The 14,481-nt window shown below is 72.1% G+C and carries 16 protein-coding genes; 8 read left to right on the plus strand and 8 right to left on the minus strand.

Annotation, left to right across the window (positions count from 1 at the left end; all coding sequences use genetic code 11):
- The first annotated feature begins 2 nt into the window (after positions 1 to 2).
- On the plus strand, positions 3 to 389 hold the full coding sequence (locus ACY3FI_RS02705) for a YchJ family protein (protein ID WP_462549198.1): 387 nt from the start codon (positions 3 to 5) through the stop codon (positions 387 to 389).
- A 31-nt stretch (positions 390 to 420) separates the two neighbouring features.
- Here the strand turns inward: ACY3FI_RS02705 and ACY3FI_RS02710 are convergent, their stop codons facing one another.
- Positions 421 to 1,287 carry a shikimate dehydrogenase family protein gene (locus ACY3FI_RS02710; RefSeq protein WP_462549199.1) on the minus strand — a complete coding sequence of 289 codons (867 nt, stop codon included), beginning with the start codon at positions 1,285 to 1,287 and terminating at the stop codon, positions 421 to 423.
- A 56-nt stretch (positions 1,288 to 1,343) separates the two neighbouring features.
- On the opposite strand from ACY3FI_RS02710, the gene ACY3FI_RS02715 reads away from it, so the two are divergent.
- Positions 1,344 to 2,354 (plus strand): iron-siderophore ABC transporter substrate-binding protein, encoded by a 1,011-nt coding sequence (locus tag ACY3FI_RS02715; protein WP_462549200.1) that lies wholly within the window; start codon positions 1,344 to 1,346, stop codon positions 2,352 to 2,354.
- A 102-nt stretch (positions 2,355 to 2,456) separates the two neighbouring features.
- On the opposite strand, the gene ACY3FI_RS02720 is transcribed toward ACY3FI_RS02715, so the two are convergent.
- A complete protein-coding gene (locus tag ACY3FI_RS02720) occupies positions 2,457 to 2,861 on the minus strand; it encodes a DUF1304 domain-containing protein (protein WP_462549201.1) in 405 nt (134 codons plus the stop codon).
- 140 nt (positions 2,862 to 3,001) lie between these two features.
- Between ACY3FI_RS02720 and ACY3FI_RS02725 the strand changes: the two genes are divergently transcribed.
- From ACY3FI_RS02725 to ACY3FI_RS02735, 3 genes are all read left to right on the plus strand, one after another.
- Positions 3,002 to 3,325 (plus strand): chorismate mutase, encoded by a 324-nt coding sequence (locus ACY3FI_RS02725; RefSeq protein WP_462549202.1) that lies wholly within the window; start codon positions 3,002 to 3,004, stop codon positions 3,323 to 3,325.
- Entirely contained in the window at positions 3,322 to 4,368 is a 1,047-nt protein-coding gene (locus tag ACY3FI_RS02730; protein WP_462549203.1) for a lactonase family protein, read from the plus strand. Before ACY3FI_RS02725 ends, ACY3FI_RS02730 begins: the two co-directional genes overlap by 4 nt.
- 127 nt (positions 4,369 to 4,495) lie before the next feature.
- Positions 4,496 to 4,915, plus strand: coding sequence for a GNAT family N-acetyltransferase (locus ACY3FI_RS02735; RefSeq protein ID WP_462549204.1), 420 nt, complete (start codon positions 4,496 to 4,498; stop codon positions 4,913 to 4,915).
- A gap of 4 nt (positions 4,916 to 4,919) precedes the next feature.
- Here ACY3FI_RS02735 and ACY3FI_RS02740 read toward each other — a convergent pair whose 3' ends face one another.
- The 4 genes from ACY3FI_RS02740 to purS all read right to left on the minus strand — a co-directional run bounded on the left by ACY3FI_RS02740 (position 4,920) and on the right by purS (position 9,269).
- Entirely contained in the window at positions 4,920 to 5,846 is a 927-nt protein-coding gene (locus ACY3FI_RS02740) for a 2-hydroxyacid dehydrogenase (RefSeq protein ID WP_462549205.1), read from the minus strand.
- Between the two features lie 26 nt (positions 5,847 to 5,872).
- Entirely contained in the window at positions 5,873 to 8,254 is a 2,382-nt protein-coding gene (purL, locus tag ACY3FI_RS02745) for a phosphoribosylformylglycinamidine synthase subunit PurL (protein WP_462549206.1), read from the minus strand.
- Between the two features lie 62 nt (positions 8,255 to 8,316).
- Entirely contained in the window at positions 8,317 to 9,012 is a 696-nt protein-coding gene (gene purQ / locus ACY3FI_RS02750; protein ID WP_462550394.1) for a phosphoribosylformylglycinamidine synthase subunit PurQ, read from the minus strand.
- 5 nt (positions 9,013 to 9,017) lie between these two features.
- Positions 9,018 to 9,269, minus strand: a complete 252-nt coding sequence (gene purS / locus ACY3FI_RS02755) for a phosphoribosylformylglycinamidine synthase subunit PurS (RefSeq protein ID WP_462549207.1) — start codon at positions 9,267 to 9,269, stop codon at positions 9,018 to 9,020.
- A 147-nt stretch (positions 9,270 to 9,416) separates the two neighbouring features.
- Between purS and ACY3FI_RS02760 the strand changes: the two genes are divergently transcribed.
- Both ACY3FI_RS02760 and ACY3FI_RS02765 read left to right on the plus strand, forming a co-directional pair.
- Positions 9,417 to 10,025, plus strand: coding sequence for a PadR family transcriptional regulator (locus ACY3FI_RS02760; RefSeq protein ID WP_462549208.1), 609 nt, complete (start codon positions 9,417 to 9,419; stop codon positions 10,023 to 10,025).
- The gene (locus tag ACY3FI_RS02765) at positions 10,022 to 11,557 is read left to right on the plus strand and encodes a DHA2 family efflux MFS transporter permease subunit (protein WP_462549209.1); all 1,536 of its coding nucleotides are present in this window, start codon (positions 10,022 to 10,024) and stop codon (positions 11,555 to 11,557) included. The genes ACY3FI_RS02760 and ACY3FI_RS02765 overlap by 4 nt, the downstream gene beginning before the upstream one ends.
- A 9-nt stretch (positions 11,558 to 11,566) precedes the next feature.
- On the opposite strand, the gene ACY3FI_RS02770 is transcribed toward ACY3FI_RS02765, so the two are convergent.
- Together ACY3FI_RS02770 and ACY3FI_RS02775 are read right to left on the minus strand one after the other, a co-directional pair.
- Positions 11,567 to 12,385: a cytochrome c oxidase assembly protein gene (locus ACY3FI_RS02770; RefSeq protein ID WP_462549210.1), complete on the minus strand. Its 819-nt coding sequence runs from the start codon at positions 12,383 to 12,385 to the stop codon at positions 11,567 to 11,569.
- Positions 12,386 to 12,544: 159 nt separating this feature from the next.
- On the minus strand, positions 12,545 to 13,840 hold the full coding sequence (locus ACY3FI_RS02775) for an acyltransferase family protein (RefSeq protein WP_462549211.1): 1,296 nt from the start codon (positions 13,838 to 13,840) through the stop codon (positions 12,545 to 12,547).
- A 161-nt stretch (positions 13,841 to 14,001) separates the two neighbouring features.
- On the opposite strand from ACY3FI_RS02775, the gene ACY3FI_RS02780 reads away from it, so the two are divergent.
- On the plus strand, positions 14,002 to 14,466 hold the full coding sequence (locus tag ACY3FI_RS02780) for a Fur family transcriptional regulator (protein WP_462550395.1): 465 nt from the start codon (positions 14,002 to 14,004) through the stop codon (positions 14,464 to 14,466).
- Positions 14,467 to 14,481: the final 15 nt, after the last annotated feature.

The raw sequence follows: 14,481 nt of genomic DNA on the forward strand, positions 1-14,481 counted from the left end.
TCGTGACGAGCGACGAGTCCCGCTGCCCCTGTCTGAGCGGCAACCCCTACGGCGAGTGCTGCGGTCCGCTGCACCGCGGGGCGGCGGCGCCGACGGCCGAGCGGCTCATGCGCTCCCGGTTCAGCGCGTTCGCCCTCGGGCTGCCGGAGTACCTGCTGCTGACGTGGCACCCGAGGACCAGGCCGTCGACGCTCGACCTCGACGCCGCGCAACGATGGACGCGGCTGGACGTGCTCGCGACCCGGTCAGGAGGCCCGTTCGACTCTCGAGGTACTGTCGCCTTCCGCGCGTGGTGGCGCACGGACGACGAACGCGGCACCCTCGAGGAGACGAGCGAGTTCGTCCGCGAGGGTGGGCGCTGGTACTACGTCGACGGCGTGGTGGCCTGACCCGACCGGTGCGGCCGGGAACGCACCGCCGTCATGCGCTGATGACCTCGGGAAGCCCGACCGCCGACCGCATCGCCCGGCGCACCCGGGCCTCGTCCGGCAGTAGCTCGTCGAGGTCCCCGGAGACGAAGAACCGGATCTGCCCGATGGCCTGCTCGGTGAGCATGTCGAGGCCGTTCAGCACCCGGCCGCCGTCGTCCGCCCACCGCGTCGCCGCCGCGGTCGGCCACGGCTCGTAGGCCACGTCGAACAGCACCGCGTCCGGCCCCGACGGCACGAGGTCGAGCTCGTCTGCGGCGCCACCGGGCAGCGTCGACACCGCGAAGCCGTGCCGGGTGCCGGGGAGTTCCGACAGGGGCAGGACCTCGAGCGTCACGCCGAGCCGCACGGCGAGGTCGACGAGGTGCCGGGCCTTGCCGGTGTCACGGAGGAACACCCGCACGACGGAGGCGCCGAGTCGGACCGCCGCGGTGACGGCGCTCGCCGCCGTCGCGCCGCCGCCGAGCACGGTCGCCTCGCCGGGGAGGTGCCCGAGTGCCTCGACGGGCCGCACGAGCCCCTCGACGTCGGTGTTCGCCCCCGACCGGAGCAGGGTGTTCCCCGCGGTGTGGAACACGACCGTGTTGGCGACCCCGAGCTCGTCGACGAGCGGGGTGGTGCGGTCGAGGAGCGGCAGCACCTCGCGCTTCAACGGCATCGTCAGGCTGAGTCCACGCCAGTCGGGACCCAGCCCCGTCAGGAACGCGTCGAGCCCGCCGGACGCGACCTCGTGCCTCCCGTACGACCAGTCCAGCCCGAGCGCGTCGTAGGCCGCTGCGTGGAGCGCGGGCGAGAGCGAGTGGGCGATGGGGGAGCCGAGCACCGCGAGGCGGGTACGGCCGTCGTCGATGGGGGCCACAGGCGCAGCCTATCCGGCCGACCTGCTGATCAGTCGCTGAGGTTAGGCTACCCTTCGTGAACCGTACTCCCCACCGTCTCCGCCGCGTGCTCGCCGCAGCAGGCGCCGTCGTCGCAGCGTCCCTCGTCCTCGCCGGGTGCGCCTCCGGCTCCGGCACCTCCTCGGACGACGCCTCGTCCTCCGCGAAGGCAGACGGACAGTTCCCCGTCTCCATCACGACCGGTCTCGGCACCACGACCATCGACGCCAAGCCGAAGCGGGTCGTCGCCCTCGGCTGGGGCGACGCCGAGACGGCGCTCGAACTCGGCGTTCAGCCCGTCGGCGCGAGCGACTGGCTGGCGTTCGGCGGCGACGGCGTCGGACCGTGGCTGAAGGGGAAGTACACCAAGTCGCCGAAGATCATCCAGACCCTCGAGCCGAGCTACGAGGAGATCCTCAAGCTCAAGCCGGACGTCATCCTCGACGTGAAGTCCTCGGGGGACGAGGACCGCTACGCGAAGCTCTCCGCGATCGCCCCGACGGTCGCGATCCCGAAGGGCGGCGAGAACTACCTCGCGACCACCGAGCAGCAGACCACGATGATCGCCGAGGCGCTCGGCAAGGAGTCCGAGGGCAAGCAGCTGCTCAGCGACCTCGACGACGCCTACGCCGCCGCACGCAAGGCGCACCCGGAGTTCGCGGGCAAGACCGCCGTCGTCGGCTCGTACACGGCCGACGGCTTCGGTGCCTACGCATCGAGCGACAGCCGCTCGACCTTCATGCGGAACCTCGGCTTCACGATCCCGAAGGCCATCGACCAGCAGGCCGGCAAGGCGTTCTCCGTCAGCCTGTCCGACGAGAACCTCGACCTGCTGAACGCCGACCTCACCACGATCCTGCCGATCTACGTGGACGCCTCGAAGGCCGAATCGGACCCGCTGTTCAAGAAGGTGCCGTCGGTCGAGGCCGGGCACGCGATCGTGTTCGACGACCCGGACGTCTCGGCGGCCTTCTCGATGGGGACCACCGCGGCGATCGAGTGGGCGCTGCAGAAGCTGCCGGACGAGTTCGCGGCGAAGCTGGGCTGATCGGCCGGGTCGCGTCGCGACGTGACCCGGTGACGGACGGGAGGCGCGGTGCCAGCTGGCACCGCGCCTCCCGTGCGTGACGGGGTCGCCCCCGGAGCCGGGTCAGCCGCCGAAGGTCGAGGCGAGGAACGCGAAGAGCAGCGCGATGAGCGGCAGCGTGCCCTGCTTGAACGCGGAGTTGAGGTACTTGCGGCCGGTGCCGGCGAGGACCACCGCCGCACCGAGCATGCTCGCGCACGAGAACACCACGAGGGTCCAGCCGGTGGCGCCGCTGCCCGTCGCCGCGAGTACGACGCCGAGGATCGCGCCGATCGCCAGGAACAGGTTGTAGAAGCCCTGGTTGAACGCCATCGCGCGGGTGCTCTGCGCCTCGGCCTCGCTCGAGATCCCGAACACCTGACGGGCGCGCGGACTCGTCCACGCGACGGACTCGAGGAAGAAGATGAAGACGTGCACGAGGCCGGCGAGGACTGCGGACACGGCCGAGATCACGAGCAGGACGGACATGACCGCCATTCTCGCAGCATCGGAGCCCGCCCGCTGCCGTGGGCGCCTGCGCGGGCGCCGGTGCCGCGGTGCGGGTGCCGGGGGTTGCGAGCCGACGTGATCGACACCTGCCGAGCACCGCCGGCCGTTAGGCTCGCCCCATGAGCGACGACGACCAGACGCCCCGCTACGACGAGGCGGCCGTGGCCGAACTCCGGAGCATCCGGCAGAGCATCGACAACATCGACGCCGCCGTGATCCACATGCTCGCCGAGCGGTTCAAGTACACGCAGCGCGTCGGCCACCTCAAGGCCGCGTCGGGCATGCCGGCGGCGGACCCCGGTCGTGAGCAGGTGCAGGTCGCACGACTCCGGTCGCTCGCCGCCGAGTCGCACCTCGACCCCGCATTCGCAGAGAAGTTCCTCAACTTCATCGTCGCCGAGGTCATCCACCACCACGAGCAGATCGCCGGCGGCGACGAGTGAGCCCCGCGCTCCCGACCCTCCTGGTCGGGTCCTACACGGCCACCGGCGGCGGCAACGCCACCGGGATCTCGGCCGTGACGACCGGAGCCGACGGCATGCCCGAGGTCCGGACCGTCGCCGTCGTCGACGATCCGTCCTTCCTCGCGGTCGACGGCGACCACGTGTACGCCGTGTCGGAGACCGCGGACGGCGGCGTCGTCGCGTTCCGTCGCGACGGCACCTCCCTCCGCCAGCTCTGGCAGGCACCTGCCGGCGGCGACGCACCGTGCCACGTGCGGGTCGATCCGTCCGGCGCGCTCGTCGTCACGAACTACACCTCCGGCACGGTCACCGCGGTGGGGCTGCCCGCGGTGGCGTCCCTCGACGCCGGCGTGGTGCCCGACACCGCACGCACCACCGTGGTGCTGCCCGACGTCACCGGCCCGGTGGAGGACCGCCAGGAGGGGCCGCACGCCCACCAGTCAACCGTGACGCCCGACGGCACCGTCCTCGTCGCGGACCTCGGCGGCGATGCCCTGCACGAGTTCCGCGTGACCGACGCCCCCACGCTCGAGCCGGTCCGCGTCCACCACGTCGCGCCGGGCACCGGGCCGCGGCACATGGCGTGGTGGAACGGCGACCTCGTCCTCGCCGGTGAGCTCGACGGCGCCGTGCACCGGCTCCGGCGGGACGGCTCCGGCGCGTTCGTCACCGTCGCGGTGGCGTCGACGGTGCCCGGGCCCTCGTCCGACGGGCCCTCGTCCGACGGGCTCTCCCAGCTCAGCCACCTCGAGGTCGACGAGCGTGGGCTCGTCTACGTCGCGGTCCGCGGGCGGGACGTCGTGGCCGTGCTCGACGCGTCCGGTGACGGGCTGACCCTCGTCGGGACGGCGGCGTGCGGAGGGACCTGGCCTCGGCACTTCGCGCTCGTGGCGGGGCACCTGCTGGTCGCGAACCAGATGTCGGACGCGATCGCGGTACTGCCGCTCGGAACGGACGGGCTCCCGGGCGCGGCGGTCGCGCAGATCCCGGTGGGGTCGCCCGCCTGCATCGTCGCGGTCTGACGACCGGTCGCGGCGGTTGCGGCTGCCGGTCGTGTCGGCGTGCCGCCACGCCGGCAGCGGGTCCGCCGGATGCGTCGGCCGGGCTGGAGGCGCGGTGCCCGTCGGACCGAGCGGTCAGACTGGGTGCATGGTCGCCTCGTACACCCTCGTCACCGGTCCGCCACCCCTCGACGACTACCTGCGGCTCCGCCGGGCGTCCGGCCTGACCCCACGGAACGCCGAGCAGGGCGCGGGCGCGATCGCCGGCAGCTGGGCCGCGTGTCACGTCGTCGACGAGCACGGCGTCCCCGTGGCGATGGGCCGGACCATCGGCGACGGCGGCTGGTACTTCCACATCGCCGACATCGCCACCGATCCCGCGCACCAGCGGCAGGGACTCGGGCGCCGCGTGGTCGAGTGGCTCGTGGCCGACGTCCGTGCCCGAGCGCCCGAGGGCGCGTACGTGTCGCTCATCGGCGACCCGCCCGGACAGCGGCTCTACCGGTCGCTCGGGTTCGAGGACGTCTCGCCGAGCCTCGGGATGGCGCTCGTGCTCGGCGACGACTGAGGCGTCAGCGGTCGACGTCGATCAGGTTCTCGAAGGGACGCCGCTCGACGAGCGCGCTGACCTGTCGACGCATCAGCTCGAGCGTGCGCGGCACGCTGAGGTCCGTGTTGCCACCGACGTGCGGGGTGAGCACGGTGTTCGGCGTCGTCCAGAGCGGGTGCCCCGCGGGGAGCGGCTCGGGATCGGTGACGTCGAGCGCCGCGGACAGCCGGCCGGTGCGGAGTTCCGCGACGAGGGCGTCCGTGTCGACCACCCGCCCCCGTGCGACGTTCACGACCAGGGCCCCGTCGGGCAGGGCTGCGAGCAGCCCGGCGTCGACGAGGTGTTCGGTCTCGTCGGTCAGCGGGGTGATGAGCACGAGGACGTCCGTCGTCCGCGCGAGCGCGGGGAGCTCGGCGAACGCGTGCACGTGGCGGCCGTCCTGCTCCCGTGCGGTGCGCGCCACCACGGTGACGTCCGTCCGGAACGCCTCGAACCGTGCAGCGATCGCGGACCCGATCGCCCCGTACCCGACGACCGTGACCCGGCGGTCGGCGAGGGAGCGGGTCGTGCGGGCGTCCCACACACCGTTCGTCCGGTCGACTTGGAACGCACCGAGGTCGCGGAGCGAGGTGAGCGCCAGCCCGACGGCGAGCTCGGCCGTCTCGTCGTCGTGGATGCCGCGACCGTTCGCCAGCCGAGCATGACCGGGCACGTACGGCAGCGCGTGCTCGTACCCGGCGCTCGGCAGCTGCAGCAGCTCGAGCTCCGGCAGGTCGTGCACGAACTGCCAGCGGTGCCGTCCGCCGAAGTAGAACGGCAGCAGCGTGATCGCCACCTCGTCCGGGCGGTCGTACGGTCCTTCGACGTCCCAGACGTCGAGCTCGACGCCCTCCGGCACGGGGCCGAAGCGGTCGACGAGCTCGACGAAGGGCAGGGTGACGACGGGCATGCGCGGCGGGTCCGTGGACGCCGGCGTCAGCTGTCGGTGCGGGGCGAGAAGGAGCCGTGGTCGTCCAGCGGACCGCGGCCGACGTAGCCCTCGGTGACGTCCTCGACGATGACGGCGCCGAAGCGCGTCGGCAGCGTCGCGCCGTGCGTGCCCCGGAGCTCGTCGAGCGTCGCCTCGAACGCGCCCTGGACCTCGAGCGAGCCGGACGTGGCGTCCGTCACGCCGATGCGGAGCACCGGGAAGCCCCGGCCGTCGCAGAGGCCCTGGAACCGGACGTCGTCCTCGCGCCGCACGGTCACGATGACGCGGCCGGTCGACTCGGAGAACAGCGCGGTCGCCGTGTCGACGCCGTCGCGGGACTCGAGCTCGTCGAGGACCACGCGGGCGCCGAGCCCGAAGCGGAGCACCGACTCGGCGAGGGACTGACCGAGGCCGCCGTCCGCCAGGTCGTGTGCGCTCGTGAGCAGCTGCTCGCCCGCCGCGGCGTGCAGCAGGTCCGCGAGGGCCTTCTCCTGCGCCAGGTCGACCGCCGGCGGACGTCCGCCGAGGTGGCCGTGCACGGTTCCCGCCCACGCCGATCCGTCGAGCTCGAGGCTCGTGGTGCCGAGCAGGTAGATGTTGTGGCCGTCGTCCTGCCAGCCCGAGGGCACGCGCAGGGCGACGTCCTCGATCACGCCGAGCACACCGACGACCGGGGTCGGGTGGATCGGGGTGGTGCCGGTCTGGTTGTAGAACGACACGTTGCCGCCGGTCACGGGGATGCCGAGCTCCATGCAGCCGTCCGCCAGGCCCTCGACGGCCTCGGAGAACTGCCACATCACCTCGGGGTTCTCCGGCGAGCCGAAGTTGAGGCAGTCGGTGACCGCCGCGGGGACCGCACCGGTCACGGCGACGTTGCGATACGCCTCGGCGAGGGCCAGCCGTGCGCCCTGCTTCGGGTCGAGCTGGCAGTACCGGCCGTTCGCGTCGGTCGCGACGGTGACACCGAGCCCGGTCTCCTCGTCGACGCGGATCATGCCGCCGTCGTCGGGGAAGGACAGCGCGGTGTTGCCGAGCACGTAGGTGTCGTACTGGTTCGTGACCCAGTTCTTCGACGCGAGGTTCGGCGAGCCGAGCAGGCTGAGGAACTGCGCCTTGAGCGCCGGACCGTCGGTCGGACGGTCGAGGGCGGCGGCCGTGTCGGCCTGCAGCGCGTCGATCCAGGTCGGGTACGCGACGGGGCGGTCGTAGACCGGGCCGTCGACGGCGACGGTGCGCGGGTCGACGTTCACGATCTCCTGGCCCTGCCAGTCGATGACGAGGCGGCCGGTGCCGGTGACCTCGCCGAGGACGCTCGTCTCGACCTCCCACTTGCCGACCACCGCGAGGAACTCGTCGAGCTTCTCGGGACGGACGACCGCCATCATGCGCTCCTGGCTCTCCGACATGAGGATCTCCTCTGCCGTGAGCGAGGGGTCGCGGAGCAGGACGTCGTCGAGCGAGATGTGCATCCCGCCGTCGCCGTTGCTCGCGAGCTCGCTCGTCGCGCAGGAGATGCCGGCGGCGCCGAGGTCCTGGATGCCCTCGACCAGTTCCTCCTTGAACAGCTCGAGGCAGCACTCGATGAGGACCTTCTCGGCGAAGGGATCACCGACCTGCACGGCCGGACGCTTCGTCGGACCGCCCTCGGTGAAGGTGTCCGACGCGAGGATCGACGCGCCGCCGATGCCGTCGCCACCGGTGCGCGCACCGAAGAGCACGACCTTGTTGCCCGCGCCCGAGGCGTTCGCCAGGTGCAGGTCCTCGTGCCGGAGGACGCCCACCGCGAGGGCGTTGACGAGCGGGTTGCCCTGGTAGACGGAGTCGAAGTAGGTCTCGCCACCGATGTTCGGCAGGCCGAGGCAGTTGCCGTAGAACGAGATGCCGCCGACGACGCCGTGCACGACGCGCTGCGTGTCCTCGTGGTCGATCGCGCCGAAGCGGAGCTGGTCCATCACGGCGACCGGCCGGGCACCCATCGAGATGATGTCGCGGACGATGCCGCCGACACCGGTCGCGGCGCCCTGGTACGGCTCGACGTAGGACGGGTGGTTGTGCGACTCGACCTTGAAGGTCACCGCCCAGCCGTTGCCGACGTCGACGACGCCGGCGTTCTCGCCCATGCCGACCATGAGGTTCTTCGTCATCTCCGGCGTGACCTTCTTGCCGAACTGACGCAGGTAGTTCTTGCTCGACTTGTACGAGCAGTGCTCCGACCACATCACGGAGTACATCGCGAGCTCACCCGAGGTGGGGCGGCGGCCGAGGATCTCCTTGATGCGGGCGTACTCGTCGGCCTTGAGCCCGAGCGCCTCGTACGGCTGCTCCTTGTCGGGGGTCGCAGCGGCGTCCTGGACGGTGTCGGGCTTCGGGCGCACGGAGGTCGTCACGGTGTGGTCGTTCCCTGTCACTGAGTTCGTCGGCTCTGGAGTCGTGGTCGTCGGCGTCGCGGTCACTTGACGAGCGTCGACTCGATCACGGAGGTGAAGAAGGTGAGGCCGTCCGTGCCGGAGGCCATCGCCGCGGGGGTGTCCGGGCCGAACCCGGGCTCCGTCGCGTGCTCGGGGTGTGGCATCAGGCCGACGACGTTGCCGCGCTCGTTCGAGACGCCCGCGATGTCGTCGATGGATCCGTTCGGGTTCACACCCACGTAGCGGAAGACGACCTGGCCGTTGTCCTCGATGCGCTTGATCTCGTCGGCGTCGGCGACGAAGCGGCCGTCGGCGTTCTTGAGCGGGATCGTGATCTCCTGCCCGGCGCTGAACCCGGAGGTCCAGGCGGTGCCGGTGGTCTCGACACGGAGCTTCTGGTCGCGGCGGATGAACTGCTGGTGGGCGTTCCGCGTGTGCGCGCCCGGGACCAGCCGGGCCTCGGCGAGCATCTGGAAGCCGTTGCAGATGCCCAGCACGGGCGTGCCCTTGCCTGCGGCGTCGATGACCTCGGCCATGATCGGGGCCTTCGCGGCGATCGCGCCGGCGCGCAGGTAGTCGCCGTAGGAGAAGCCGCCGGGCAGCACGATCGCGTCGACGCCCTGGAGGTCGTGGTCGCCGTGCCAGAGCGCGACGGGCTCGGCACCGGCGAGACGCACGGCGCGCTGCGCGTCGCGGTCGTCGAGCGAGCCGGGGAAGGTGATGACGCCGATCCGCATCCGCGTCACGCGTCCTGGACGGTGACGGAGACGACGTCCTCGATGACCGCGTTCGAGAAGACGTCGGCGGCGATGTCGCGGACCTCGGCGAGCTTGGCGTCGTCGACGGGGCCGTCGACGGTCACCTCGAAGCGCTTGCCGATGCGGACGTTGGTCAGGTCGGCCTTGCCGAGACGGGCGAGGGCGTTGCCCACCGCCTTGCCCTGGGGGTCGAGGATCTCGGCCTTCGGCATGACCTCGACGACGATGGTTGGCACGTGTTCACTCCAGCGCTTGGGTGGGTTGGGTGGGACCGCACCAGTCTACGGTCCGCGTGCGCCGCGCCGGGACGGTTGTGGAGAAGTCATCGAAGGCGTATGTTCCAAGTCGAATAATCACGTTGGAACGCCGGTCGGGAGGCACGGATGGCGTCGCTCACACCGCTCGCGTTCGCCGCGCTCGGCCTGCTCGCCGAGGCGCCCATGCACCCCTACGAGATGTTCCAGACGATGCTCCACCGGCACGAGGACCAGAACGTCAAGGTCCGGCCGAGCACGCTCTACCACCAGATCGGGCGGCTCGTGGACCTCGGCTACGCCGAGGCACTCGGGACCGCGCGCGCAGGCAACCGGCCCGAGCGCACCACCTACGCCATCACCGACCACGGACGCGCGGAGCTCGAGTCCGGGCTGCGCCGCATGATCGCCCAGCCCGCCGACGAGTACCCCGAGTTCCAGCTCGCGGTCTCCCACGTCGACAACCTGCCCGCCCCGGACGCGGTGACCGCCCTGCGTGCACGCGCCGACGTGCTCCGCGCGGAACGCGCGGGGTACGACGAAGCCGCCACGGGCCTCCAGGCCAAGCAGCTCGCCGAGCGGTACTGGCTGGACGTGTCGTACGTGCGTGGCATGCTCACGGCGCAGATCGAGTGGCTCACCGCCACGGCCGACCGCATCGCGAGCGGCGACATCCCCTGGGACGGCCCGGCCGTCCCCGACACCGAACACCAGAAGGACCAGGACCCCACTCGATGACCAGCACCACATCCGCCGACCTGCAGCACGGGAAGAAGCCCTGGCCCGCGCTCTGGGCCCTCGTCGTCGGCTTCTTCATGATCCTCGTCGACTCGACCATCGTGTCGGTCGCCACCCCCACCATCGCGCAGGAGCTCGACGCCGACATCACCGCGGTGATCTGGGTGACGAGCGCGTACCTGCTCGCCTACGCCGTGCCGCTGCTCATCACCGGACGCCTCGGGGACCGCTTCGGCCCGAAGGTGCTCTACCAGTCCGGTCTCGTCGTGTTCACCCTCGCCAGCCTCTGGTGCGGCCTCGCCGGCTCGATCGAGGTGCTCATCCTCGCCCGCGTCGTGCAGGGCCTCGGCGCCGCGATGATGACGCCGCAGACGATGGCCGTCATCACCCGCATCTTCCCGCCGCAGAACCGCGGCGCGGCGATGGGACTCTGGGGAGCCGTCGCCGGTGTCGCCTCGCTCGTCGGCCCGATCGTCGGCGGTCTCCTCGTCGACGGCTTCGGCTGGGAGTGGATCTTCTTCGTGAACGTCCCCGTCGGCGTCGTCGCCTTCGTGCTCGCGCAGCGCTTCGTGCCCCGCTTCGAGCGGCACGGACACCGCTTCGACTACCTCGGCATCGTGCTGAGCGCCGTCGGCATGTTCCTGCTCGTCTTCGGCATCCAGGAGGGCGAGACCTACGACTGGGGCACCATCACCGGCCCGATCACCGTCTGGTCGCTCATCATCACCGGGCTCGTGGTGCTCGCCGCCTTCGTCGTCTGGCAGGGCGTGCAGAAGGGCGAGCCGCTGCTGCCGCTCGGCCTCTTCAAGGACCGCAACTTCACCCTCGCCAACATCGCCATCACCGCGGTCGGCGTCGCGATCTCGACCTTCGCGCTGCCGATCATGCTCTGGGCGCAGGACGTCCTCCGCTTCACCCCGACCGAGGCCGCGCTCCTGCTCGTGCCGCAGGCCGTCATCTCCGCAGCGCTCGCGCCGCTCGTCGGCAAGAACCTGAACAAGTGGAACCCGCGCTGGGTCGGCTCGTTCGGGCTCGCCTGCTTCTCCGGCGCGCTGTTCTGGTTCGGCGCGCTGCTCTGGTCCGGTGCGGACTGGGGCTGGACGCTCCTGCCGAGTGCGCTGCTCGGTCTCGCGAACGCCTGCATGTGGGGCCCGCTGTCGGTCTCCGCGACCCGCAACCTGCCGCCGGCGCTCGCCGGTGCCGGCTCGGGCGTCTACAACACCACGCGGCAGATCGGCGCCGTGCTCGGCTCCGCGGCCATCGCGGCGCTGATCGAGGCACGCATCACCGCGAACTTCCCGTCCGGCTCGGGTGCGGGCGGCGGCGCGGAGCAGGTCGGGGCACTGCCCGAGTTCCTCCAGCAGCCGTTCGCCACGGCGATGGGGCAGTCGCTCGTGCTGCCGGCCGTGGTGCTCGTCGTGGCGATCGTGGCGGCGCTGTTCCTGGCGAAGCCGAAGCCGGCCGCCTGGCAGCAGGCCGGCGCACCCACGGCGCAGTCCGACGTCACCGCCGAGGCGCGCGCGGACGCCTGACGGCCGGGCTCACCCGCGGCGCTGCAGGTGCGCCCGGGTGAGCTCGTCCATCTCCTCGTCCGACAGGGCGTCGACGGAGCGGGCCTCGCGGCGGTCGGTCCGCTGCCACCGGACGAACAGCATGATCAGCACGGGGACGTCGGCGACCTCGGCGATGAACCACAGCAGGTCCCCGGCGAGGTGCTGGTCGCGCAAGGGGGAGGGGAACCACGGCTGTCCGACGGCGTGCACGAGGGAGCCGTCGAGGACGTGATTCGTCACCCGCAGCACGATCCCGGGCACCGCGTCGAGCAGCAGCTCCACGAAGGCCAGCAGGAACTCGACGGTCACGAACGTCGAGCTCCGCAGCACCCCGGGCTCGGACAGCGGGGCGAGCAGCCCGAAGCCGAGCACCGGCACGAGGACAGTGATCGCGGTCGCCCAGGCCCCGGACTCCCGGATCGTGGCCGCGAGCGGCGTGAGGAGCACGGCGAACAGGACGAGGCCGACCACGGGCGCCACGATCGCGTTGCCCATGACCCGGACGGGCCGTGAGCGCATCACCGTGTCGGCGGCGCGGGCCGGGCGAGCCGGGCCACCGATCCGGAGGAGCGAGACCGGGGCGGCGAGTGCCGCGAAGGTCGGGACCGCGAAGAACAGGAGCGCCAGGCGCAGGACGAAGGCCCACCGGAGCTCCTGGTCGTACCGCCCGACGATGCCGAACTGCAGGACTGCGAAGAGCGCCAGCGCGGCGACGAAGGACAGGGACCGCCAGACCGGCCACCGTGCTCCCCGCCGGCGGGCACCGATCACCCACCAGCCGTAGGCGGCCGCGGCGACGACGAGCATCGCGGCGGCGAGCGGGTCGCCGTGCCAGGTGGTCCAGAACTCGGCGGGTTCGGGCGTGGGGTGCCTCCAGGACGACAGGACGGGCGAGGGCGCAGAGCGCGCCCTCTCATCCTCGGTCCGTCAACCCGTCCGCACCCGCGCGCCCCGGTGAGGATCGGTTCAGCCGCGCGCGGGGACGGTCCGGCCGAGCAACCACACCCCGACCGGGACCGCGACCGCCCCGAGGAGCGCCACCCGGAACGACAGGTGCGCCTGCATCACGACGAACGCCGGGCCGATCGTGCAGAGCGCCGCGACGGCGAGCACCGGCCAGCCCGGACGGTCGACGCCGGGGGTCAGTCGGGGGAGCGGGCGGTCGGAGCGGCGCAGGCCCCGCGCGACGCCGATCGCCGCCGCGAGGACCACCACGAGGGCGACGGGCCGGGTCGCCCACCACGTGCCGGAACCCGGGTCCGGGAAGGGGACGCCGACGAGCAGTGCCACCCCGGTGAGCGCGATGTACAGCGGCAGGTGCCAGAGGTAGACGACCATCCCGTCACGCCCCAGGACGAACACCGTCGCCTGCGCGCCGCGGGTCCGCATCAGCCGGGTGAGCGGGCGGTGCACGAGCTGCACGATGCACGCCTGCGCGACCGCGAGCAGCGCCAGGGGCAGCATCGGCGGGTTGAGGTCCTGCAGCATGTCCGGTGCCCAGAGGCCGATCGAGGTCAGCGGGACCAGGACCGTGTAGACGACGACGGCGGTCGCGCCGAGCAGCACCCGCGACCGCCGCGCGAACCAGCCGTCCGCCCAGAGGAAGCCGAGCTGCTGCGCGAACAGCCACACCGGGCCGAGGTTGAGGAGTCCGACCTCGGCGGTCCCGGTGCCGAGCCGCACGCCGTCGACGGCGAGCGCGAGGAGGAGCAGGGCACCGAGTGTCGACCACGGTGCCCGCTCGTGCAGCCGGGACATGAGCGGGACGCAGCACTGGGTGATCCCGTAGGCGGCGAGGAACCAGAGTGGGGAGCCGATGCCGAACGCGACCTCGGCGAGCAGGTCGGCGGGTGTCCCGAACGCCGTGGCGATGCCGAGCCCGACGGCGAGCACCGCGAAGAGCGGGATCGCGGGCCGGAAGAGCCGCACCAGGCGGGTCGCCACGAAGTCCCTGGCGTCCCCGCCCCGAGCGACCGTGCTCCGCCACCCGACCGCGCTGGCGAACCCGCCGACGACGAAGAACAGCGGCATCACCTGCCCGGCCCAGGTCGCCGGGACGTACCAGGATGCCTCCTGCAGCGGACTCGTGACCGCCACCCCGCCGGGGCCGACCGACACGCCGACCATGGTGATGTGCACCACGACGACGAGGACGACGCAGGCCGTCCTGATGAGGTCGACGACCAGGTCCCGCTGTGCGATGGTCCCCCGGACGTCCTGAGCGTCGATCGCCTGCTGCGGCAGGCCCTGCTGCGTGGACATGGTCGGACGCTACCGATCTCCTGCCTGCCCCCGCAGGTCGGTGCGCTGATCGGGACCGGATCGTGACACATCGTATTCCGGTACCGGCATGGATGCGGCCGCCCTCCTGCGCCGTGTAGGGTTCTCCTTGTCTTGACCGGTGCAAAAGAATGGCGGGTGTGATGCAGACGGACGTCGAACTGCTCCGTGGTGCTGGGCTGCGCGTCACGTCCCCGCGCCTCGCGGTGCTCAGGGCCGCAGGTGCGATGCCCCACGCGACCGCCGACGACATCCTGACCGTCGTCGCCGCCGAGCTCCCGACGACGAGCCACCAGGCGGTCTACGGCGTGCTCAACGCGCTGACCGGCGCCGGGCTCGTCCGCCGGATCGAACCCGCCGGCAGCCCAGCCCGCTTCGAGCGCCGGACCGGTGACAACCACCACCACGTCGTCTGCACCCTCTGCGGCGCCGTGGAGGACGTCGACTGCGCCGTCGGCCACGCGCCGTGCCTCACGCCCTCCGCGACGCACGGCTTCGCGGTGACGACGGCCGAGGTGACCTACTGGGGCATCTGCGCGGAGTGCGCCGCGGCCGAACGTGCCGCGGACGCGCCTCCGGGCGACGACGCACCCCCGGCGCCCGCCTGAGACCGACCCGAGCAT

The organism is Curtobacterium sp. RM9 (assembly GCF_054956955.1).

Bases quoted from the DNA above. Each gene is read 5' to 3' on its own strand.
- purQ (WP_462550394.1), bottom strand. From the start codon at position 9,012: ATGCGGATCGGCGTCATCACCTTCCCCGGCTCGCTCGACGACCGCGAC.
- ACY3FI_RS02780 (WP_462550395.1), top strand. From the start codon at position 14,002: ATGCAGACGGACGTCGAACTGCTCCGTGGTGCTGGGCTGCGCGTCACG.
- ACY3FI_RS02775 (WP_462549211.1), bottom strand. From the start codon at position 13,840: ATGTCCACGCAGCAGGGCCTGCCGCAGCAGGCGATCGACGCTCAGGAC.
- ACY3FI_RS02720 (WP_462549201.1), bottom strand. From the start codon at position 2,861: ATGTCCGTCCTGCTCGTGATCTCGGCCGTGTCCGCAGTCCTCGCCGGC.
- ACY3FI_RS02770 (WP_462549210.1), bottom strand. From the start codon at position 12,385: ATGCTCGTCGTCGCCGCGGCCGCCTACGGCTGGTGGGTGATCGGTGCC.
- ACY3FI_RS02735 (WP_462549204.1), top strand. From the start codon at position 4,496: ATGGTCGCCTCGTACACCCTCGTCACCGGTCCGCCACCCCTCGACGAC.
- ACY3FI_RS02765 (WP_462549209.1), top strand. From the start codon at position 10,022: ATGACCAGCACCACATCCGCCGACCTGCAGCACGGGAAGAAGCCCTGG.
- ACY3FI_RS02725 (WP_462549202.1), top strand. From the start codon at position 3,002: ATGAGCGACGACGACCAGACGCCCCGCTACGACGAGGCGGCCGTGGCC.
- ACY3FI_RS02760 (WP_462549208.1), top strand. From the start codon at position 9,417: ATGGCGTCGCTCACACCGCTCGCGTTCGCCGCGCTCGGCCTGCTCGCC.
- ACY3FI_RS02740 (WP_462549205.1), bottom strand. From the start codon at position 5,846: ATGCCCGTCGTCACCCTGCCCTTCGTCGAGCTCGTCGACCGCTTCGGC.